Source organism: Senegalia massiliensis (genome assembly GCF_009911265.1).
GTDB lineage: Bacteria > Bacillota > Clostridia > Tissierellales > SIT17 > Anaeromonas > Anaeromonas massiliensis_A.
Genome location: NZ_QXXA01000009.1, coordinates 126,953 through 147,905, shown reverse-complemented (window position 1 = coordinate 147,905; position 20,953 = coordinate 126,953). Strand labels below are relative to the sequence as shown.

Sequence of the window (20,953 nt, the reverse complement as noted above, 5' to 3'; positions counted from 1 at the left end):
GAACATAATATTGCTGATAAATATAACTTAACTATTTCTATAATTAAATAGAGGAATTTTATAAAAAAAGGGGTATTTTGTATATGAGTATATGGTTATTTAGAGCTGGTAGTAATGGTGAATATGAAAATAAATTTTTAACTGAGGGTAGAGTGTATTTGACTTGGGATGAGCTTAACTTTGATTTAAGAAATGTGGAGTGTAAAAAAGAACTTTATAAAGTACTTATAAATCACTACGATTTAGAGAAAGAAAAGACCGCTATAAATTGGGCATCTCAAATATGGCCAATGGTCTATAATATGGAAAAAGAGGATTGGGTTGTACTGCCATCAAAGGTTAATAGAACAATTCATTTTGGAAAAATCATAGGTGATTATATTTTTGATGAATCTTTAGGAAACCCATACTATCACTATAGAGAAGTAGATTGGTTTGCACAAGATATACCTAGAGATAGATTTGATCAAGATATATTATATTCACTAGGAGCATTTATGACAGTATGTAGAATACATAAAAACAATGCTGAAGAAAGAATCAAGCAAATGTATAAAAATAATTGGTATATTCCAAAAGCTAAAACTGTAGAAGAGTTGGTAGATGATTCAGATGAAGCAGTTCCAGTAGATTTAAATGAATATATATTTGATAGTATATCAGAAAGAATAATACAAAAGTTTAAAGGGCATAAAATGGAAGAACTTATAGAAGAAATATTAAAAGCTAAAGGATTCACTACATTTAGAAGTCCAGAAGGATCTGATCATGGAGTAGATATATTGGCTTCAGCAGATACTTTAGGTTTTGGGTCTCCAAAAATATGTGCTCAAATAAAGACTAGTAATAATCCACTAGATAGACCAACTTTAGATCAGCTCATTGGAACTATGAGTAATTTCAATGCTGATTTTGGGTTATTAGTATCTTGGAGTGGATTTAAAAATTCAGTAATAAGAGAAATACCAAAACAGTTCTTTAAAGTACGTCTTTGGGACTCACAAAAAATAATTGAAGAAATATTTAAAAATTATGAAAGTCTTAGCGATAAGATAAAAGCTGAAATTCCTTTAAAACGTGTATGGATGTTAAATGAAGAAGAGTAAAGAATTATAAGAAAATAAAATAACAATAGTAACTTTACCTCCAAATTTCTATATAAATATTAAAAAGAAATTTGGCGGTAATTTTATGCAAAATTTATTTAATAGTAACCCTATAGTAGTTAATAGAGATATAGCAAAAGTTTTAGGACTAAACGAAACTATAGTCCTTCAACAAATCAATTATTGGTTAGAAGTTAACAAAAAGAAAAATCATAATTTTAGAGACGGAATATATTGGGCATACAATACTATAGAAGAATGAAGAGAAGAGTTTCCATTTTGGAGTAAAGAAATAGTAAAAAGGATATTCAAAAAACTAAGAGAAATGAAATTACTTATAATAGGGAATTATAATACTATGAAAATGGACAGGACTCTTTGGTATACAATTGACTATGAAGAGCTTAAAAAATTATTACCAAATGAAAAATAACAAAATGAACCAATGGAAGAGAATAAAATTATCTCACCAATACCAGAGATTTCTACAAAAAATATAAATCAGTCAGTCTAATACTGTAGTAATAGATAAAAAAGAAGTAAATAAAGAAAAATTGATAGAAAAAATGAATCTTTGAGTTTCAATGATAATTTTAAAAAGATAATATCTAATTGCTATATAAATTACTTAGATGAATCATATAAAAGAGCTGTGACTCATGCAATAAGGATGCTTTTATTAGACATAGAAAACAATAATAAAGTAAAAATAGTAAACACCTATATTCCTTATCAGTAGTAAAAAAAGATTTAGAACAATTAGATTATTTCACTTTAGAATATGCCATTAATAAATTTAAATCAATAAGTAAAAATATAAAAATTAAAAATCTTATTAGCTATTTAAGGACATGTATTTACAATTCAACAAATGAAAGAAAATAGAAATAAATGCAATACTTAGATATGAGGGGTTGGTTTGATATTATTTTAATTTATGATATAATACAGTTATACTAATGAAAGGTAAGGTGGAGCGATGTTCAATTAATCCTATTTATGAGACAGAGTAATTTAATACACTTTGTAGTGTATAGAAAATTAACTGTATTTCTGGGTGGGATTAGTATGTGCATAAGCTATCATCTTTTTTTGTTGTCTAAAATTAGATGAAAAGGCTTTATTTTACTGCGGATATATCCTCTCTAGAAATCAAAGGGAGGTTTTTTTATGCTTATATTAGAAGGAAAAAATATAAAGAAATATTATGGAGAAAGAAAAATACTAGATATAAAAAACATTAGAATATATGAAGGAGATAGGATAGGTATAGTAGGAGTAAATGGATCTGGTAAGACTACTTTAATGAATATACTATCTACTGAAGATAATCCAGATAGTGGAGAAGTAGATATTAAGGGTAAGATAAGTTATATAACTCAATTAGGAACTCCAGAAGATAAAGACATGGACTATAAGTTAAAGGGTGAGTTTAAAGTAGACTATGATAATAGAGATACCTTAAGTGGAGGAGAGAAAACAAGACTTAAATTGGCTGAGGGATTAAGTGTGAATCCAGATCTATTGCTATTAGATGAACCTACATCCAATTTAGATATAGATGGGATAGATCTACTAACAGAGAAACTTAAAAATTTCTATGGAGCAATCTTAATAGTATCCCATGATAGAACTCTACTTGATAATGTAGTAGATAAGATAATTGAGGTAGAAGATGGAGAAATTAAGGAATATAGCGGTAATTATTCATCATATAAGGAGCAAAAGGAATCTATAAGAGAAAGACAAGAGTTTGAATATGAAGAATATATTAAAGAAAAGGGAAGATTAACTCAAACAATTTATGAAAGACAAGGTCATGCCAAAGGTATGAAGAAGGCTCCTACAAGGATGGGTAACTCTGAAGCAAGACTTCATAAGTCAAGTACTCGACAAATTCAAGGGAAGATTCATAATACTATAAATGCCTTGGAAACTAGGATAGAAAAATTAAATAAAAAGGAAAAACCTAAGGAAATACATCAGGTAAAAATAGATATGCCTTCAGTGACTAATTTGAGAAACAAGTTATTAATAGATGGAGATAAAATATCTAAATCCTTTGGAGATAAGATTCTTTTTAGAAATTCGGAATTAAAGATATTTAATGGAGATAAAGCTGCATTATTAGGAGGTAATGGTACTGGAAAAACTACTCTAATAAAGATGATATTAGAGGGACATGACAGTATAAATACATGTAAAAATCTTAAGATAGGATATTTTTCTCAAAGGTTAGATATATTAAGAGAGAATAAAACTATTCTAGAAAATGTAATGGAGGATAGTATTCAGAATGAGACTATTGTAAGAACACTTTTATCAAGATTATTATTTAAGAGAGAAGATATAAAGAAAAATGTTGAAGTATTAAGTGGAGGAGAAAGAGTAAAAGTAGCCTTTGCAAAAATTTTCTTATCAGATGTAAATTTTATTATATTAGATGAGCCTACTAATTATCTAGATATACCATCTATAGAAGCACTTGAAGATGTCTTGTTAGACTATGAAGGAAGTCTTCTTTTAGTAACTCATGATAAGACTTTTATAGAAAAGATAGCAAATAAAATAATAACTATAGAGGACAAGAGTTTAAAAGTATTTAAAGGAAGCTATAAAGAATTTATAGAAAGAAAAGAAAATAATATTAACTTTGGTAAAGAACAGGCTGAAAAGAAACTTTTAATATTAGAAAATAGAATGTCAGAAGTGATGGGAAAATTGTCTTTAATGCCTTCAAAGGAAGAAAAGGAAGTTCTAGATAAAGAGTTTAATCAATTAGTAAAAGATATAAATAAACTTAAAGGGAATTATTAGCACTTTATTAGTTTTAAAGTTAAAATAACTTAACAATAACATATGAATAATATATACCTCCTTAGGGTAACTCTATATTAATGAAAAGAATTATCAAATAATAGGAGGTATTTTAATGAATTTTTATGATGCTATGAAAGAGAGGAGAAGTATATATAATATAAGTGATTCTTCCCCTATTTCAGATGAAAAAATAAAAGAAATAATTGAGGAAAGTGTAAAACATACACCAACTGCTTTTAATTCACAAAGTGGTAGAGTAATATTGCTTTTAAATGATAAACACAAGAGATTTTGGGATATAACTGAGGATGCTTTAAGAAAAGTTGTACCAGAAGGACAATTTGAACCTACTGAACAGAAGATAGAATCTTTTAGAAAGGGTTATGGAACTATTTTATTTTTTGAAGATCAAGATACAGTTGAATCTCTTAAAGAACAATTTCCATTATATAAAGAAAGTTTTCCAATATATTCACTAGAATCATCAGGAATGCTTCAATATAATATTTGGACAGGACTTGCTATTAATGGATTAGGTGCTTCTTTACAACATTATACTGAACTTATAGAAGAAGATGTTAAATCGGAATGGAATATAGATAAGTCATGGAAGTTATTGGCTCAATTGCCTTTTGGTAAAAAAGAAGAAGATGCAGGAGAAAAAGAATTTTTACCTTTAGATAAGAGAGTTAAAATATTAGATTAATATAATTTATTCATATTTATGATATAATTCTATATATATAATATGAATATTATATATATAGAATTACATATTTTGAAGGGGGATTTAGATAAAATGAAAGTATATTTAATGAAAGAAGTGGAAATTTCTAAATATGATGGTTTGATGATTCCAATGTATGAAGATGAATTAGTATTAGATGGGATCAATATACCACTAGAGAAATTAAAAGAATCAAAACGTTTTGAAGGAAAAGCTGGTAAAAACTATAAAATGACAATTTCACAAGATGATAAATTAATAGAAGTTGTTCTTGTAGGATTAGGAAAAAAGGATGATATTAAATACAGAAAATTATTAAATACATTAGCTAATGGTTTTCGTAAGTTAAAAAAAGAAAATATTAAAAATATGGCTTTAATTTTTAAAGATGAAAATTCAGAAAAGAATGAAATTAATGTAAAAGCAGCAGTAGAGTCTATTATTATGGCAAATTATAAGTTTGATGATTATAAGACTGATAAAGATGATAAAGATGAAATTTCATTAGATATATTAGTAAATGATCCAGATCATTATGAAGAAATAAAAAATGAAGCTATGATTCTTGCAAGTTCAAATATAATAGCAAGAAATTTAGTGAATCAACCTGCTAATGTAATGAATCCTATAAAACTTTCTGAAGAGGTAAAAGAGTTAGGAAAAGAAAAAGGATTTGAGGTTGAAGTTTTAGGATTAAATGAAATCAAAGAATTAGGTATGGAAGCTTATTTGTCTGTGGCTAAAGCTTCTTCTATAGAGCCAAAGTTTATTATTATGCGTTATAAAGGTGATAGTGAAAGTGAAGAAACTTTAGGATATGTTGGTAAAGGCTTAACTTATGATTCAGGTGGTCTCTCAATTAAACCTACTTCAGGTATGGTAACTATGAAAAGTGATATGGGAGGAGCTGCTGCAGTTATTGGATCTATGTGTGCAATTTCAGAAGCTAAAATTAAAAGAAATGTAGTTGCTGTTGTTGCTGCATGTGAAAATATGATTTCTGGAAATAGTTATAGACCAGGTGACATTATTAATTCTATGGGTGGAAAAACTATATTTATTGGTAATACTGATGCAGAGGGAAGATTAACCTTAATAGATGCTATGAACTATATCGTTACAAAAGAAAAGGTAAATAAAGTATTAGATATAGCAACTCTTACAGGTGCTGCAATTTATTGTACTGGAGATGCAGCTTCAGTTGCTATTAGTAATAATGATGAATTCTTTAAAGACATAGATAATAGTTTTAAATTAAGTGGTGAACAAATATGGAGAATGCCAATATTTGATGAATACAAGGAACTTATAAAACATGAAGAAGCTGATTTAACTAATACAGCAGGAAATCCTGGTACTATAACTGCAGGGTTATTTGTAGGTGAATTTAATGGGGATTTACCATGGATTCATATAGACATAGCAGGTACTGCGTTTGCAAAAAAAGAATCTGGTGTTATATCTAAAGGTGGAACAGGTATAGCAGTAAGACCACTTTATTATTTAGCAAAAAATTAAACTAAAGAATAAAAATAATAGATTAGGCCAAAATAATAAAAGGTACAATAAATTTTAAACTATATAAGGAGGACGATTTAAACATATGGAATCCAAAAACAAATTAAATCAAGTACCTTTGGCAGATCTTAAGGAAGATGAATTAACTAAATTAAAAGATTTAGAAAAGAGTCTTCAAGAAAAATATTACTTGATAGCTTTTGAAAAGTAATAACAAAACCCACTACATTTATTTTTGTAGTGGATTTTGTTATTATATTATATAATTAGATTAATATGATTTAAGGAGGTATTTTTTTGAATGATTTTTTTGGTATGATTATATCTTTTGTTTTTGTATGTATAATACTTATTGTGGCAGAAATCTTAAATAGATATACGAATACAAGTGAAGAATTTAATAGGAAATTTGTACATATTGGAGTATCAAATTGGTGGATTATTTCTATGATGGTTATTGATAATAAGCTTTATGCCTCAATTCCACCTTTTATATTTATAATACTTAATTATATTTCTTATAAAAAAAGCATATTTAAAAGTATGAAAAGAAACCAAAAGGAAAGTCTTGGTATAGTATATTTTCCAATATCATTATTAATTTTAGTTTTTATTTTTTGGGATGTAAATATTTATATTGGTGCTATAGGTATTTTAATAATGGGATATGGAGATGGATTAGCTGCTCTTTTTGGAATCAAATTTGGTCTTAACACTTTTTATATAGGAAGTAATAAAAAGTCATTTATAGGTACCTTTACTATGTTCATGGCTTCATTTATTATATCTATTATATTTCTATCTATTGCTGAATCTTTTGGGACAAGTACTATTCTCATTTCATTTATTATAGCAATTATTGCTACTATTTTAGAGCTTATAACTCCTTTTGGACTTGATAATATTACTGTGCCTATATTTAGTTCCATATTAGCATATTTTTTAATTAACATAAATAATGACTTTTATTTTTATATAAATAGAATTTTAATTGGATTTATATTTAGTGGTTTAATTGGATTTTTAGCATATAAAAAAAGATCTTTAACCGTATCTGGTCTAATTGGTGCAATAATATTAGGGACTACTATATTTGTAACTACAGGTTTCTTTGGTGCATCTATTATGATTTTATTTTTCATATCATCTAGCTTTTTAAGTCATTTTAAGAAAAAAGATAAAACTTTAGTTGCTTCTCAATTTGATAAAACTGGAGATAGAGATATATTTCAAGTTTTTGCAAATGGAGGTATAGGTTTAATTTATAGTATCTTATATTTTTTTACTAAGGAAATTATATTTATATATATGTTTATAGTAGCTTTTGCTGCAGCTAATGCAGATACATGGTCTACTGAACTAGGCATATTAGATAAAAACAACCCTATATCACTTAGAAACCTTAAAAGGGTATCTAAGGGTACTTCAGGTGCTGTATCTATTTTAGGAACTATTTCTGGTTTTTTAGGAGCTTTTTTAATAGCGACTTATGGATATATTTATATCTATTTATTTTCAGATATAAAACACAATATATTAGTGCTCTTTATACTTACTGTTTCAGGATTTTTAGGTACTATTATAGATTCTTTACTAGGGGCTTCTGTACAAGCTATATATTTAGATGAAAATGGTAATGAAACAGAGAAGAAGTTTATTAATCAAAGTATTAGAAAATTATCAAGAGGATTTAAAATTATAAATAATGATTTTGTTAATATAACAAGTATTCTTTTAGCTACTTTATTTGTTTTAGTATTACTATAAAATGAATTTACTTGAGGAAAAGATGGTTTTTAATATATTTAAATTTAGTTTAATTTGAAATATAGATAAATATCTTATATAAGATATTTATCTATATTTTCTTATTTTATGACTATTATTGACTGAATAAGCTGCAATAAAGCATGTTAAAGGTATAGTAAATATAAGTCCTATGCTACCGCATAATGATCTTATAATTTCTACTGATAGGAGTTCGGTATTTATTGAGTTTAAAAAATTTGATTCAGAAGATAGATATATTATTAGTAAAGGCATAAAACTTCCTACATAAGCTAATACCAGTGTATTTACCATGGTAGACATTACATCTTTTCCAATCTTTAGTCCAGATTTAAATAAGTATATGAACTTAATATTTGGAGATTGATTTTTAATCTCAAATATTGAAGATGTTATTGACATACTAACATCCATTACTACACCAATTGTACCTATTATAATTGCTCCCATATAAAGTCCTCTATAATCTAATTCAATTCCCATATTTGATACCATGAACATTACATCATCATCAGCTAGTCCTGTTATTCGAGCTAAGTTCATATATGTATGTGATAGTATCCCTGCAGTGATTGTTCCTCCTATAGTGCCTAATATTGCAATTAATGTTTTTTTTGTAAATCCTGAAATTAAAATAAAGCTTATTATAGTAATAAAAATTGCACTAATTATTGATAGCATCACTGCATTATAGCCTTTTAGAATATTTGGTATAAGAAATTTTATAATTACAAAACATGAAAATACAAGTGCAGATAGTGATAATATTCCTTTCATTCTACCAAAAATAACTAAAGATATTAAAAATATAAGCCCTAAATTTTTTAGGTGATTAACTCTCCAAATATTTATAAACTTTCCTTCCAAATTATTGTTTTCCATATTTAATTCTATCAAGATAGTATCTTGATTTTTCAAAATAAAACCATATAAAGAGTATTTATCGATAAACCTCTCTAAAGTTATAATATTGTCTTTATGCTTTCCTTCCAATATTTTGACTTTTATAATTTGACTTTGTATACTATTATCTTCATTTGAATAATTATTTTTAATAGAAATAATTCTTGCTTTAACTTCATTATTATTTGAAGCCCAAGAAATACTATGAAATGATACTATAATTATTAATATAATAATTATCTTTTTAAGCAAAAAACCACCTCCTTTAAATAAATATGAAAGAAGGTGGACAAACAGAACTTGTTTTTTAATATCCTTTATTAATATTTACTTTGTTTTTAAGTTCATCATTATTTTTAAATCTTTTTAAATTTTCATATATAGTTTCAAATCTTCTTTTACCTTTGTTTTCTGATATCCAAGAATTATGTGGTGTTATTATAACATTATTTAAATCCCAAAGTTTGCTGTTTTTATCTAATGGTTCAGTTTCTACTACATCTAATGCAGCTTTTCGTATTTTGTTTGATTGTAGAGCATCTATTAAATCTTTTTCATTCACAATACTACCACGGGCTACATTTATAAGATAGGCTCCATCTTTCATAGAATCAAATCTATCTTTATTTATCATATGATGAGTTTTATCTGTATACGGTATTGCTACAACAACTATATCAGAAACTTTTAAAAGTTCATCAATATTATCTTTAGAATATGTTTTATCAAAATATTCTACTTTTCTACCATTTGTATTTAAACCTAATGTTTCTATTTCAAACCCTTGTAATCTTTTTGCAGCTTCAATTGATATTGTTCCTGTGCCTATAAACCCTACCTTTTTACCATAAAGCTCTAAAAGTGAAGTATCTAATTTCCAATTTTTATTTTTTTGTTTTTCATAAAATTCTTTAGAGTTTTTTAACATTTCAAGTATTTTCATTACTATCCATTCACCCATAGGAATACTATATCCACCTCTATTATTTGTAAGAGTTATATTTTGTTCTCTAAGTTTATCCATTGGAACTTGATCAATACCAACACTAGATAATTGTATCCATTTAAGATTTTTTAATTTAGAAATGTCTATTTTATCAAAAGGTTTATAGCATATCATAGCATCAATATCTAATATATCCTTTGTAAGTTCTAAATATTTTTCATTTTTAACTATGACTTCATATCCCAATTCTTTGATTTTTTCAATATTTTCTTGTGGTTGATTATATGTAAAAAGTACTTTCAAACTTAACACCTCCAAATGTATTTATACCACTTTATATGATATTCTAACCTCTAAATGTATAATTATTTTTATATAAAACAAAATATTACAAAAAAAGCTAAAACTATATAAAACTAGTCAAATTTCATTGAAGGAATTTTAAAAGGATATATAGAATTAGAAAGAATAGAAACAAAATAGGAGGGAAGAGTGTGAATATAAATTTTAGTAACAAGAAAAATACATTATTTGTAGATGTAAATGGTGAACTTGATCATCACAATGCAAAAAAAGTAAGAGAAAAGATAGATGCTTTATTTAGTCAAGTTGGATATAAGAATATATCAATCAACTTGAAAGGTCTAAATTTCATGGATAGTTCAGGTATAGGTTTAATTATGGGAAGATATAAATTAGTAAATGAACTTGGTGGAAAATTATTTCTTACTAATGTTAATCCTAGGGTAAATAAGATACTTGAAATGTCAGGAATATATAAGTTAGTTGAAGTATATGAGACTGAAGAAAAAGTTTTAGAACATTTATAAGGGAGTGTGAAAAATGAAAGATAATACCATGAAACTAGAAATACCTAGTAAATCACAAAATGAAGCATTTGCAAGAGTAGTTGTAGCTTCTTTTGCTGCACAATTAGATCCTACAATTGAAGAACTTGCAGACATAAAAACTGCTGTATCTGAAGCTGTAACTAATTCAATAATTCATGGATATGAGGATAAAATAGGTAAAATTTTAATTGAATGTAGCATAGAGGGACAATTGCTTGAAATAATAATTCAAGATTTTGGTGTAGGTATACCAAATGTAGAAGAGGCTAGAGTGCCTTTTTATACATCTAGACCAGAACTTGAAAGATCAGGTATGGGATTTACTGTTATGGAAACTTTCATGAATGGATTAGAGGTTTATTCTGAAGAAAATAAAGGAACAAAAATCAGAATGGTTAAAGAGTTCAAAAAAATATCTTCAGAGGAGTAATTGATATGGAATTTTGTAATGCACAAAATAAAAGTCATGATCTATTAAGTCATGAAAGAACCATTGAATTAATAAATAAAGCACAAGCAGGAGATCAAGAAGCTCAAGATATATTAGTAAATCATAATTTAGGACTTATAAGAAGTGTAGTTAAAAAATTCGTTAATAGAGGTTATGATTCTGAAGATATATTTCAACTAGGCTCTATTGGCCTTATAAAAGCGATACAAAAATTTGATGATAGTTATAATGTGAAATTTTCTACATATGCTGTACCTATGATAATAGGTGAAATAAGAAGATTTCTACGAGATGATGGAATCATAAAGGTAAGTAGATCTTTAAAACAAACTGCCAATAAGGCAAAACAAGCAAAAGAATCTTTAACAAAAAAATTAGGTAGAGAACCTACTATTCAAGAAATTTCTGATGAAATAAAGGTTGATAAAGAAGATATTATTATGGCTTTAGAATCAAGTTATTCTCCAGACTATTTGTATGATGTGGTTCATCAAAATGATGGTTCTCCAATTCATCTCATTGATAAAATTGAAGATGAAGATACAGGAGATTATGATATGGTTGATAAAATAACATTAAAAGAATTAATTGTAAATTTGAAACCACGAGAACGGCAGATAATTATAATGAGATATTTTAAAGATGAAACTCAAGTAGAAATTGCAAAAAAACTAGGAATTTCTCAAGTTCAAGTTTCAAGAATTGAAAAGAAAATATTAAGTAGTTTAAAAGATGATTTAATGAAGGCATAATTATGCCTTCTTTTTTGTATTAAAAAAAATCAATTGCAAATAATATTAAAAAATGGAGTTGAAGATATGAAAAAGATATATATTCGATTTTTAATATTAATAGTCGTTTTAATAATTTTTGGAATAGCGACTTTGTATTTAAATAATGATTCTATCAATGAAAAGCCTAGTGGTTCAACATTAGTATTAAATATTAAGGGTGATAATATATGAACTTAGAGTTATTTTTACAAGTTGAACCAAAAGTTACGATTAAACCAAATTCTCAAATAAAAATTAAAGATATTGCTTCAGTTTTCTGTAAGGATATTAAATTAGAACAAGAAATTAAAGAATTAATAATTGGTGAAACCAATGATTTTGATAATAATAAGGTGATTTCAGTATTATCAATAATAAAAAACATAAAAAATATGAATAATAATATCAATATAGTAATTCATGGCTCACCTGAAATATTGATACACATAAAAGATTATAAAAAAGAAAATAATTTATATAAATTTTTAAAAGTTTTTACTGTGTCTATATTATTATTTTTTGGAGCTTCAATTGCAATAATAAACTTTCATGATGATGTAAATATGGAAGAAAGTCTATCAACTATAAATTACATTGTTACTGGAGTGGAAAAACAAAATCCTTTAATATTAACAATACCTTATTCATTAGGACTTGGTGTTGGAATGGTGGCATTTTTTCAGAGAGTTTTTAAAAAGAAAAAGAAAAATGAACCAAGTCCATTGCAATTAGAAATGCATAGTTATGAGAAAAATATTGATGATTATATTTTAGATGCTACAAAACATAATTCAGATTAGTAGGTGATTAGATGTTCAAATCAATTTTTCTTGTAATATTAGGATTTGCAGGTGGTGTTGGTGTAGGTACTGCTATTGCATCATTTTTAACACTTTTAGATTTAATACCAAGACTTGCACAAATATCAGATTCCAATGGACAATTATATATTTATCAGAGAGCAATTGTAATTTCAGTTATTTTAACAACTTTAATAGAATTTTTTCAGATATCTTTATATGTAAATATGCTCTTTTTAATTCCTATAGGAATATTCACAGGTGCTTTTATAGGATTAATTGCTTCAGCATTAGCAGAAGTGTTAAATGTAATACCAGTACTTGAAAACAAATTAAAATTAAAAGAATTATTGCAGATACCAGTATTATGTATCTCTCTTGGAAAAGTTATAGGTTCTCTTATTGATTGGTTAATACTTAATAACATTAGATAAATGAAAGGATGTTTATATGAAGAATATGAATAGTGAAGAATATAGTAAATATGTAGAAAAGAAAGTTCCTAAACCAAGTTATCTCAGAAATTGTATAAGAGCATTTTGGGTTGGAGGACTTATATGTACATTAGGGCAGGTATTTTTAAATTATTACACATATATAGGATTAGATAAAAAAGAAGTAGCATCAGCAGTTCCAATGACATTAGTTTTTTTAAGTGCACTTTTTACTGGTATTGGACTTTACGATAGATTAGGAAGATATGCTGGTGCTGGATCTATTGTTCCTATCACTGGATTTGCAAATTCTATTGTATCTCCAGCTATGGAATATAAAAGAGAAGGCTATGTTTTTGGAGTAGCAGCTAAAATGTTTGTAATTGCTGGACCAGTATTAGTATATGGATATGGTTCTTCCATAATTTATGGAATTATATATTACCTTGCAAATAGATAGGAGAGTATAATATGGCTATAAAAAAATTAGGAAAACAGACAATTAAATTTTTAAATCCTCCTTCAATAATATCTACAGCTTCAATAGTAGGTCCTAAAGAAGGAGAAGGTCCATTAAAAGATTATTTTGACAAAATAATTCAAGATGATTTAAATGGAATGAATACATGGGAGCAAAGTGAATCAAAATTGCAAACAGATACTATACAAGAAGCTCTAAATAAAATAAATTTAAAAGAAGATGATATTGAATATATATTTGGTGGAGATTTATTAAATCAAATTATTGCTACAGGATTTGCTGCTAGAAATACTAATATTCCTTTTTTTGGTCTATATGGAGCATGTTCAGTAATGAGTGAATCACTTTCTTTAGGAGCAATGGCAATTGATGGTGGTTTTGCTGATAAAGTAATATGCATAGCTTCCAGTCATTTTTCAACTGCTGAAAGACAATTTAGATTTCCACTAGAACTTGGAAATCAAAGACCATTAACTTCTCAATGGACAGTTACAGGTGCTGGAGTAAGTGTATTATCATCAAATGGAAATGGCCCTTATATAACTCATGTAACTACAGGTAGAATAGTGGATAAAGGAATAATTGATGCAAATAATATGGGGGCAGCAATGGCACCAGCAGCAACTGATACAATAACTGCTCACTTTAAAGAATCAGGATTTAGTCCTAGTGATTATGATTATATTGTAACAGGAGACTTAGCAACTATTGGGTCAGATATATTAATAGATATGTGCAAAAAAGAAGGGTTAAATATTTCTGATAATCATACTGATTGTGGTATTTTAATATTTGATAATGAAAAACAAGATACACATTCAGGTGGTAGTGGCTGTGCTTGTTCTGGTGTAGTTTTTAATGGGTATATGTATGATCTTTTAAAGCAGAAAAAAATAAATAGAATTTTATTAGTTGCAACTGGAGCAATGCATTCTCCTACAAGTGCTAATCAAGGAGAGTCAATTCCTTGTATAGCTCATGCTGTAACTATTTCAAATAGTTTAGATAAGGAGGAGTAATATGGATTATATAAAGGCATTTTTAGTGGGAGGATTCATATGTTTGATAGCTCAACTACTTATGGATGGAACAAAATTTACTCCTGCACATATATTAGTTTCATTTGTAACATCAGGAGTCATACTTACTGCTATTGGTATTTATGAACCAATAATAAAATTTGCAGGTGCAGGTGCAAGTGTCCCTTTACTTGGATTTGGTTATTCGTTAGCTAAAGGAGCTGTAGAAGGGGTTGATAAATCTGGAATTATTGGAATATTTTCAGGAGGAATAACAGCAACAGCAGGAGGAGTAGCTGCAGCTATATTTTTTGGATACATCATGGCAGTAATATTTAATCCTAAGACTAAAAAATAAGGATGATTTTATGAATAAGAGAAAAATTATTTTGGTAACTGATGGTGATGAAAAAGCTAAAAAAGCAATAGAAGTAGCAATAAAAAATGTTAATGGAAGGTGTATTTCAAAATCTTGGGGAAATCCAACTAGATTATCTGGTAAAGATATTGTTGACTTAATAGTTACTGCAGAATATGATCCTGTTGCAGTTATGGTAGATGATAAAGGAGATCCTGGATATGGAGTAGGGGAACAAGCGTTAAGTGAAATAGTTAATGATGATAGAGTAACTATTGCTGGAGTTGTTGCAGTAGCTTCAAATACTGAAGGAGTAAATGGAATTGAAGTTGATTATTCCATTGATTGTAGAGGGAACAATGTTGAAGGTGGTGTGGATAAAGAAGGAAATGCCACTGGTGAAAAGAGATTATATGGTGATACTGTAGATATATTAGAAGTATATGAATTTCCTTTGATAATAGGTATCGGGGATATTGGGAAGATGAATGGTTCTGATGATTGCAAAATAGGGGCACCTATTATAACAAAGGCTTTCAGTGATATATTAAATAGAAGGGAGATATAAATGAAACTTTTTCAAAAATATCAGGAAAATATTGATTATTTGACTGATAAATTAGGAGTAGGAAAGAGTTTTGACGTTGTAAAAAGAGATATCACAATTGGTGGCAAAAATGCAGCTATATTTTTTATTGATGGGTTTTCTAAAGACGATATTATGCTTTTTATAATGGAGGAATTGCAAGGAACTAAGCATGATGAAATAGTACCAAATATATTAGAAAAATTAATTGTAAAAAAAATACCTTATATTGAATGTACTGAATCTGATGATTATAAGGAAATAGAATACATGATACTTTCTGGCGCATCTGTACTTTTTGTAGAGGGTGTTTATAAGGCAATAATTTTAGATACAAGAACTTATCCTGCTAGAGGACCAGAAGAACCAGATTTAGAAAAAGTTACTAGAGGATCAAGGGATGGATTTGTTGAAACTATTATATTTAACACAGCTCTTATAAGAAGAAGAGTTAGAGATCCTAATTTGAGATTTGAGATTTTTAATGTAGGTAGAAGATCTAAAACAGATATTGTAGTAGGATATATTGAAGATATTACTAATGATGATTTGGTGAAAAGTATAAAAGATAAACTAAATGCAATAGACACAGATTCTCTTATAATGGCAGAGAAGAGTTTAGAAGAATATATTTTAGGTAAAAGTTTTAATCCATTTCCACAAGCTAGATTTACAGAAAGACCAGATGTGACAGCAGCTCATTTATTAGAAGGACATATTATTTTAATAGTGGATACTACACCTAGTGTAATGATTTTACCAGTTACAATGTTTCATTTTACTCAGCATGCAGAGGATTATTATCAAAACCCTACAATTGGAACATATATGAGATGGGTAAGATTTTTAGCAATATTCTTTTCACTTATAGCAAGTCCATTATGGCTTGTTTTTGCAAATAATACTGATCTTTTACCTCAAGCTTTAAGTTTTATTGGTCCTAAAGAAATAGGAGAAATACCACTTGTAATTCAGTTTTTGGTATTAGAAGTTGGACTAGATATGCTTAGGATTGCATCTATTCATACACCAAATGCGTTGACTACATCTCTAGGTATAATTGGAGCATTGTTATTAAGTGATTTTGCTGTTAAAGTTGGATGGATTATACCAGAAACAGTATTATATACAGCAATATCAGGTATTGGGATGTTTGCAACTCCTAGTATAGAGTTTTCACTTGCTATGAGGTTATTTAGAATATTATTGCTCATAGGTGGAGGGTTTTTTGGAATCTATGGATTCCTTATAACCTTTTTAATTTTCTTAATAACTCTTTATAAAACTAAGTCTTTTGGAGGAATAAATTATTTGTGGCCTCTTATTCCATTTAACGGGAGAGCATTTTCCACTATAATTATGAGAAAACCGATTCCAGAAGTAAAATTAAGACCAGAAATATTAAGGACTAAAGATAAAACAACGAAAAAATAAAGGAAGGCATATGCCTTCCTTTTAATCTTTAATTTAAATTATTTAGTCATTTAAAATCTCTTGTTAAATATTTAAATTACTTTAGTTTTGGTTAGGTTTTGAATCTGGTTCTGAGTCATCTTCATTATCCTCACTATCACCAGTACCTTCATCTCCTTCATTGCCTCCATCGCCATTACCATCTTCACCATTACCGTCATTACCATTATCTCCTTCATCTGGATCTTCAGGCTTAGGCTTATCATCTTCTTTATCCTTGTCTTCATCCTTATCTTTATCTAAGATATCATCTATAATATCTTTTATAGGATTAGAATCTTTTGTATGAACATCACAAACTTCAGTAGGAACTTCGTATTTAGAGTCTATAGGTTTTATACTACCATTATATGGGACTGGTCTTTGTATAAACACACCATTTTTAACTACGTCATCTGGACAATATTCATTAGCAAGTTTTCCAGTTGAAGTATCTACTTCTACTGATACATGAACATCACATCTTTCACGAGGCTCAGTACCTGCTACAAATAATTCTGTTCTAACACGACTACCTCTTGGATCCTTAGAACATAATTCTGTAGGAAGTTTTCCAGAATCTATACATACTTGTCTAGATACAATTCCTTCTGGTCGCTTAAAGTTTTTATTATCTAATCCTTCATGAACTGTTTTCATTATATTTCCCCAAAAACTAGATGCAAGTTTACTTGATTGTGTAAGTTCAATTGCAGGACTGTCATTTCCTATCCAAACTGCTGCAGAGTAATATGGAGTGTATCCTGCAAACCAAACATCAACTTGATTATTAGTTGTACCAGTTTTACCTGCTACACTCATATTAGCAAAATTAGCATTAGTTCCTGAGCCAGAATTAACTACAGTTTGTAGCATATCAGTCATAATATATGCAATTTGTGGACTAACTACTGTATTTTGCTTTGGTTTGTTGTCTATTATAACTTCACCTTTATTATTTTCAATTTTTGTATAAACAATAGGTTCTGTATAGACACCATTATTAGCTAAAGCACCATATGCTGCAGTCATTTTAAGTGGAGTTACACCTTTTGTCATACCACCTAGAGCAAGAGCAGCTAAGTTTTCGTCTGAACTACCACCTATAGCTTCATCTCCAGAAATAAAAGTATCATTTGATGGATTATCTTTATTTATTAGTCCAAACTTAGCCAGATAATCTATTGAAGAATTTATTCCTACTTTTTCCAAAAATTTAACTGCGGATACGTTATAAGAATATTGAATTGCTTTTCTCATTGGCGTTAAACCATAAAATCTTCCTGTAGAATAGTTTTTAGGCCAAATCTTACCATTTGAATACCTAGGAACATCATCAATTACTGATGCTGCTGTAAACCCATTATCTAAAGCTGGGGTATATATTGAAAGTGGCTTTATGGATGATCCAGGTTGTCTTGGACCATTTGTTGCCCTATTAAAGACTCTTTGACCTTCAGAATCCCTACCACCAACTATTGCTTTTACTTGTCCAGTTTTAGGATCCATGATTGTAATAGCAGATTGTGGTTGAACTACACCTTTTTCATTATTATAGAATCTATCTTTAGATATATATAGTGTATTATCTGTTATTTTATAGAAATCACTATGTTCTTTTAAATAATCTGCTTTTATAGTAAAACTTTCATCTTCTTTATTTACAGTATAATTTTGCTTATCAACACTAAGTGACCATGTTGGATGAGTATAAATTGTACCATCTTTTTTAGTAAAATAATCAGTTATATCTAAATTTCTATAATTTATTTTAGGAGACTTTATTGTTAAATTACCTTTTTCATCAATATTATATGAATCTTTAGATAAATATAAGTTACCTTCATTATCGAGTAGGTTTTCTTTTTGATAGTAAGCTATTCTTCCATAACTATCAATTATATTGCCACCTCTAGTTTTGTAATTTAATCTTAACCATGATTTATTTCCTACATTTTCTGTAAATGACTTATAAATGTCCTCAATTTTTTCTTGCATTTTTATATCTACTGTAGTATAAATTTTAAGCCCATCTTTAAACAGAGCTTCTTCTGCTTCTTCTTCTGTATATCCAGCTTTTGAAATTAGATCTTTTTTTACTTGATTTTTAACAAAATCAGTATAATAAGAAGTTTCTATGTTTTCATTTTTCATTTGACCAGGATTAATAAGTGAAACAACATCTTCATCTAAAGCTTCATTATATTCTTCTTCTGTGATTTTACCTTGCTCTTTCATCAGAGAAAGAATTGTTTTTTGCCTATTTATTATGTTTTCATTAAATACTGCTACATATTGTTTACCTATAACTTCTACAGTACCTACTACATTCATATTATCCTCTTCTAAATTCTCTGGATCTATCCTTTTAAATAATTGGTAGTCTTGTGGAGATTTAGTTATACCTGCGAGTAATGTAGATTCAGCAAGCGTAAGATCTTTGGCATCTTTATTGAAATATGTTTTTGATGCAGCTTCAACTCCATAAGCGCCTTGACCAAGATAAATTGTATTTAGATAAGCTTCTAAAATATCATCTTTAGATATTTCTCGCTCCATCTTAACTGCTAAGTACATTTCAGTAATTTTTCTTGTAAAAGCTTTTTCTTTGGTAAGATATAAATTTCTAACTAATTGTTGAGTTATAGTACTTGCTCCTTCTTCAAGAGAACGAGTTTTTATATCTACAACTATAGCTCTTGCTATACCTTTTAAATCTATACCAAAATGGTCTCTAAATCTTTCATCTTCAACTGCAACAAATGCATCCTTAACAAAAGGTGACATATCTTCTAAATTTACTATTGTTCTTTTTTCTTCTGTTAGAACTTCTTCAATTAAAGTTCCATTTTGATCATATATCTTTGAATTCTCACTTAAAGCATTTATATCGCGTGATGGATTTATTTCTGGTGAATCTTTTATTACACCAAACAAAATTCCACCTACAGTACCTACAGAGATAAAGACAAATAAAAGAAATACTACTAATATAGTTTTAAGTATTATATTTCTTTTTTTATTATCTTTTTTTGTTTTAGCTTTTTTTGTCTTATCTCTTTTGGTATTTTTTTCATTAGACATTTATGAACCTCCTCTAACATTAATAAAAATAAATATTATTAAATTACAACAATTATATCATATAAATATAAAAACAAATAATTATTAAATAATATATTTTATTAATTATACTATAAATATTGCCATAAAAACATATTATATAACAAAATTATTATTTGGTAAATTAAGAATGTAATCTTCATATAATGATTTATAGGAGTGATTATAATGAAGAAAAGTCCTTTTAAAAAAAGATATTTCATTTTGGTTTTTTTAATAGTAATTATTATTTATAGTTTTTTAATAGTTGATAAAAATATAAGACCTACAATACTTGCTATAAGTCAGGTTAAAGCAAGAATGGTAGCAACACAAGCTATAAATGATGCTGTAAAGGAAAATATAGGAGAAGAAATAAAATATGAAGATTTAATACATTTAAGATATGATAATGATGGTAAATTAAGAACTATACAAAATAATACTATGATGATGACAAAAATTTCTTCAAATATAGCATTGGCAGTTCAAGATGAGATAAGACAAATTGGAATAAAAAAAGTAAAAATACCTTTAGGTAATGCAATGAATAGTCAATTATTATCTCAATACGGACCTAAAGTTAGTATGAAGATGACCCCACAAGGTTCTGTCACTGTAGATTTTACAACAGAGTTTGAAGAATCTGGGATAAATCAAACAGTCCATAGAGTAATTTTAATAATAAAGACAAATGTTAGAATAATAGTTCCCTTAGCTACAAAAACAGAAGAAGTTCTTACAACTATACCTATTGCAGAAACAGTTATAGTAGGAGATGTACCTGATAGCTATATTTCTGTACCAGAAAAAGATTTTTTGAATGTTGTTGATTAAA

The 20,953-nt window shown here is 27.7% G+C and carries 23 protein-coding genes; 20 read left to right on the top strand and 3 right to left on the bottom strand.

Translation table 11 applies throughout. The features are described from left to right. The first annotated feature begins 83 nt into the window (after window positions 1–83). The 8 genes from D3Z33_RS09100 to D3Z33_RS09070 all read left to right on the top strand — a co-directional run bounded on the left by D3Z33_RS09100 (window position 84) and on the right by D3Z33_RS09070 (window position 7,938). A complete protein-coding gene (locus tag D3Z33_RS09100; RefSeq protein WP_160197444.1) occupies window positions 84–1,106 on the top strand; it encodes a restriction endonuclease in 1,023 nt (340 codons plus the stop codon). 85 nt (window positions 1,107–1,191) lie between these two features. Further along, window positions 1,192–1,368 carry a hypothetical protein gene (locus tag D3Z33_RS09095; protein WP_160197443.1) on the top strand — a complete coding sequence of 59 codons (177 nt, stop codon included), beginning with the start codon at window positions 1,192–1,194 and terminating at the stop codon, window positions 1,366–1,368. A 312-nt stretch (window positions 1,369–1,680) separates the two neighbouring features. Next, window positions 1,681–1,845, top strand: coding sequence for a hypothetical protein (locus D3Z33_RS09090; protein WP_160197442.1), 165 nt, complete (start codon window positions 1,681–1,683; stop codon window positions 1,843–1,845). 431 nt (window positions 1,846–2,276) lie between these two features. Further along, window positions 2,277–3,923 carry a ribosomal protection-like ABC-F family protein gene (gene abc-f / locus D3Z33_RS09085; RefSeq protein WP_160197441.1) on the top strand — a complete coding sequence of 549 codons (1,647 nt, stop codon included), beginning with the start codon at window positions 2,277–2,279 and terminating at the stop codon, window positions 3,921–3,923. Between the two features lie 109 nt (window positions 3,924–4,032). Then, entirely contained in the window at window positions 4,033–4,632 is a 600-nt protein-coding gene (locus D3Z33_RS09080) for a nitroreductase family protein (RefSeq protein ID WP_160197503.1), read from the top strand. A gap of 93 nt (window positions 4,633–4,725) precedes the next feature. Further along, window positions 4,726–6,171 carry a leucyl aminopeptidase gene (locus D3Z33_RS09075; RefSeq protein ID WP_160197440.1) on the top strand — a complete coding sequence of 482 codons (1,446 nt, stop codon included), beginning with the start codon at window positions 4,726–4,728 and terminating at the stop codon, window positions 6,169–6,171. 85 nt (window positions 6,172–6,256) lie between these two features. Next, window positions 6,257–6,382, top strand: a complete 126-nt coding sequence (locus tag D3Z33_RS16955; protein ID WP_279279074.1) for a hypothetical protein — start codon at window positions 6,257–6,259, stop codon at window positions 6,380–6,382. An 86-nt stretch (window positions 6,383–6,468) separates the two neighbouring features. Next, window positions 6,469–7,938 carry a DUF92 domain-containing protein gene (locus D3Z33_RS09070; RefSeq protein WP_160197439.1) on the top strand — a complete coding sequence of 490 codons (1,470 nt, stop codon included), beginning with the start codon at window positions 6,469–6,471 and terminating at the stop codon, window positions 7,936–7,938. A gap of 87 nt (window positions 7,939–8,025) precedes the next feature. On the opposite strand, the gene D3Z33_RS09065 is transcribed toward D3Z33_RS09070, so the two are convergent. Then, entirely contained in the window at window positions 8,026–9,114 is a 1,089-nt protein-coding gene (locus D3Z33_RS09065) for a YibE/F family protein (RefSeq protein WP_160197438.1), read from the bottom strand. A 55-nt stretch (window positions 9,115–9,169) separates the two neighbouring features. Continuing rightward, a complete protein-coding gene (locus D3Z33_RS09060; protein WP_347561237.1) occupies window positions 9,170–10,120 on the bottom strand; it encodes a phosphoglycerate dehydrogenase in 951 nt (316 codons plus the stop codon). A gap of 182 nt (window positions 10,121–10,302) precedes the next feature. On the opposite strand from D3Z33_RS09060, the gene spoIIAA reads away from it, so the two are divergent. The 11 genes from spoIIAA to D3Z33_RS09010 all read left to right on the top strand — a co-directional run bounded on the left by spoIIAA (window position 10,303) and on the right by D3Z33_RS09010 (window position 16,995). Further along, on the top strand, window positions 10,303–10,638 hold the full coding sequence (spoIIAA, locus tag D3Z33_RS09055) for an anti-sigma F factor antagonist (protein WP_130806698.1): 336 nt from the start codon (window positions 10,303–10,305) through the stop codon (window positions 10,636–10,638). Between the two features lie 13 nt (window positions 10,639–10,651). Beyond that, the gene (gene spoIIAB / locus D3Z33_RS09050) at window positions 10,652–11,089 is read left to right on the top strand and encodes an anti-sigma F factor (RefSeq protein ID WP_130806700.1); all 438 of its coding nucleotides are present in this window, start codon (window positions 10,652–10,654) and stop codon (window positions 11,087–11,089) included. A 5-nt stretch (window positions 11,090–11,094) separates the two neighbouring features. After that, on the top strand, window positions 11,095–11,862 hold the full coding sequence (sigF, locus tag D3Z33_RS09045; RefSeq protein WP_160197436.1) for an RNA polymerase sporulation sigma factor SigF: 768 nt from the start codon (window positions 11,095–11,097) through the stop codon (window positions 11,860–11,862). A 66-nt stretch (window positions 11,863–11,928) separates the two neighbouring features. After that, a complete protein-coding gene (locus tag D3Z33_RS09040; protein WP_160197435.1) occupies window positions 11,929–12,075 on the top strand; it encodes a hypothetical protein in 147 nt (48 codons plus the stop codon). Continuing rightward, the gene (locus tag D3Z33_RS09035) at window positions 12,072–12,683 is read left to right on the top strand and encodes a stage V sporulation protein AA (RefSeq protein WP_160197434.1); all 612 of its coding nucleotides are present in this window, start codon (window positions 12,072–12,074) and stop codon (window positions 12,681–12,683) included. Before D3Z33_RS09040 ends, D3Z33_RS09035 begins: the two co-directional genes overlap by 4 nt. 11 nt (window positions 12,684–12,694) lie before the next feature. After that, entirely contained in the window at window positions 12,695–13,117 is a 423-nt protein-coding gene (locus D3Z33_RS09030; RefSeq protein ID WP_160197433.1) for a stage V sporulation protein AB, read from the top strand. Between the two features lie 16 nt (window positions 13,118–13,133). Continuing rightward, window positions 13,134–13,577: a stage V sporulation protein AC gene (spoVAC, locus tag D3Z33_RS09025; protein ID WP_160197432.1), complete on the top strand. Its 444-nt coding sequence runs from the start codon at window positions 13,134–13,136 to the stop codon at window positions 13,575–13,577. 11 nt (window positions 13,578–13,588) lie between these two features. Then, window positions 13,589–14,617 carry a stage V sporulation protein AD gene (spoVAD, locus tag D3Z33_RS09020; RefSeq protein WP_160197431.1) on the top strand — a complete coding sequence of 343 codons (1,029 nt, stop codon included), beginning with the start codon at window positions 13,589–13,591 and terminating at the stop codon, window positions 14,615–14,617. A gap of 1 nt (window position 14,618) precedes the next feature. Further along, window positions 14,619–14,975: a stage V sporulation protein AE gene (gene spoVAE, locus D3Z33_RS09015; RefSeq protein ID WP_160197430.1), complete on the top strand. Its 357-nt coding sequence runs from the start codon at window positions 14,619–14,621 to the stop codon at window positions 14,973–14,975. 10 nt (window positions 14,976–14,985) lie between these two features. Next, window positions 14,986–15,543 carry a stage V sporulation protein AE gene (locus D3Z33_RS16545; RefSeq protein ID WP_201750479.1) on the top strand — a complete coding sequence of 186 codons (558 nt, stop codon included), beginning with the start codon at window positions 14,986–14,988 and terminating at the stop codon, window positions 15,541–15,543. Beyond that, window positions 15,544–16,995 carry a spore germination protein gene (locus D3Z33_RS09010; protein ID WP_201750478.1) on the top strand — a complete coding sequence of 484 codons (1,452 nt, stop codon included), beginning with the start codon at window positions 15,544–15,546 and terminating at the stop codon, window positions 16,993–16,995. 81 nt (window positions 16,996–17,076) lie between these two features. Here the strand turns inward: D3Z33_RS09010 and D3Z33_RS09005 are convergent, their stop codons facing one another. Next, a complete protein-coding gene (locus D3Z33_RS09005; protein ID WP_160197429.1) occupies window positions 17,077–20,097 on the bottom strand; it encodes a penicillin-binding protein 1A in 3,021 nt (1,006 codons plus the stop codon). Window positions 20,098–20,304: 207 nt separating this feature from the next. On the opposite strand from D3Z33_RS09005, the gene yunB reads away from it, so the two are divergent. Continuing rightward, a complete protein-coding gene (yunB, locus tag D3Z33_RS09000) occupies window positions 20,305–20,952 on the top strand; it encodes a sporulation protein YunB (RefSeq protein WP_160197428.1) in 648 nt (215 codons plus the stop codon). Window position 20,953 lies beyond the last annotated feature (1 nt).

Excerpts from the sequence above, each read along its gene's own strand:
- D3Z33_RS09030 (WP_160197433.1), top strand. The coding sequence starts at position 12,695 with ATGTTCAAATCAATTTTTCTTGTAATATTAGGATTTGCAGGTGGTGTT.
- D3Z33_RS09010 (WP_201750478.1), top strand. The coding sequence starts at position 15,544 with ATGAAACTTTTTCAAAAATATCAGGAAAATATTGATTATTTGACTGAT.
- yunB (WP_160197428.1), top strand. The coding sequence starts at position 20,305 with ATGAAGAAAAGTCCTTTTAAAAAAAGATATTTCATTTTGGTTTTTTTA.
- D3Z33_RS09005 (WP_160197429.1), bottom strand. The coding sequence starts at position 20,097 with ATGTCTAATGAAAAAAATACCAAAAGAGATAAGACAAAAAAAGCTAAA.
- spoVAE (WP_160197430.1), top strand. The coding sequence starts at position 14,619 with ATGGATTATATAAAGGCATTTTTAGTGGGAGGATTCATATGTTTGATA.
- D3Z33_RS16545 (WP_201750479.1), top strand. The coding sequence starts at position 14,986 with ATGAATAAGAGAAAAATTATTTTGGTAACTGATGGTGATGAAAAAGCT.
- spoVAC (WP_160197432.1), top strand. The coding sequence starts at position 13,134 with ATGAAGAATATGAATAGTGAAGAATATAGTAAATATGTAGAAAAGAAA.
- D3Z33_RS09035 (WP_160197434.1), top strand. The coding sequence starts at position 12,072 with ATGAACTTAGAGTTATTTTTACAAGTTGAACCAAAAGTTACGATTAAA.
- sigF (WP_160197436.1), top strand. The coding sequence starts at position 11,095 with ATGGAATTTTGTAATGCACAAAATAAAAGTCATGATCTATTAAGTCAT.
- D3Z33_RS09075 (WP_160197440.1), top strand. The coding sequence starts at position 4,726 with ATGAAAGTATATTTAATGAAAGAAGTGGAAATTTCTAAATATGATGGT.
- spoVAD (WP_160197431.1), top strand. The coding sequence starts at position 13,589 with ATGGCTATAAAAAAATTAGGAAAACAGACAATTAAATTTTTAAATCCT.
- spoIIAB (WP_130806700.1), top strand. The coding sequence starts at position 10,652 with ATGAAAGATAATACCATGAAACTAGAAATACCTAGTAAATCACAAAAT.
- abc-f (WP_160197441.1), top strand. The coding sequence starts at position 2,277 with ATGCTTATATTAGAAGGAAAAAATATAAAGAAATATTATGGAGAAAGA.
- D3Z33_RS09040 (WP_160197435.1), top strand. The coding sequence starts at position 11,929 with ATGAAAAAGATATATATTCGATTTTTAATATTAATAGTCGTTTTAATA.
- D3Z33_RS16955 (WP_279279074.1), top strand. The coding sequence starts at position 6,257 with ATGGAATCCAAAAACAAATTAAATCAAGTACCTTTGGCAGATCTTAAG.
- D3Z33_RS09095 (WP_160197443.1), top strand. The coding sequence starts at position 1,192 with ATGCAAAATTTATTTAATAGTAACCCTATAGTAGTTAATAGAGATATA.
- D3Z33_RS09100 (WP_160197444.1), top strand. The coding sequence starts at position 84 with ATGAGTATATGGTTATTTAGAGCTGGTAGTAATGGTGAATATGAAAAT.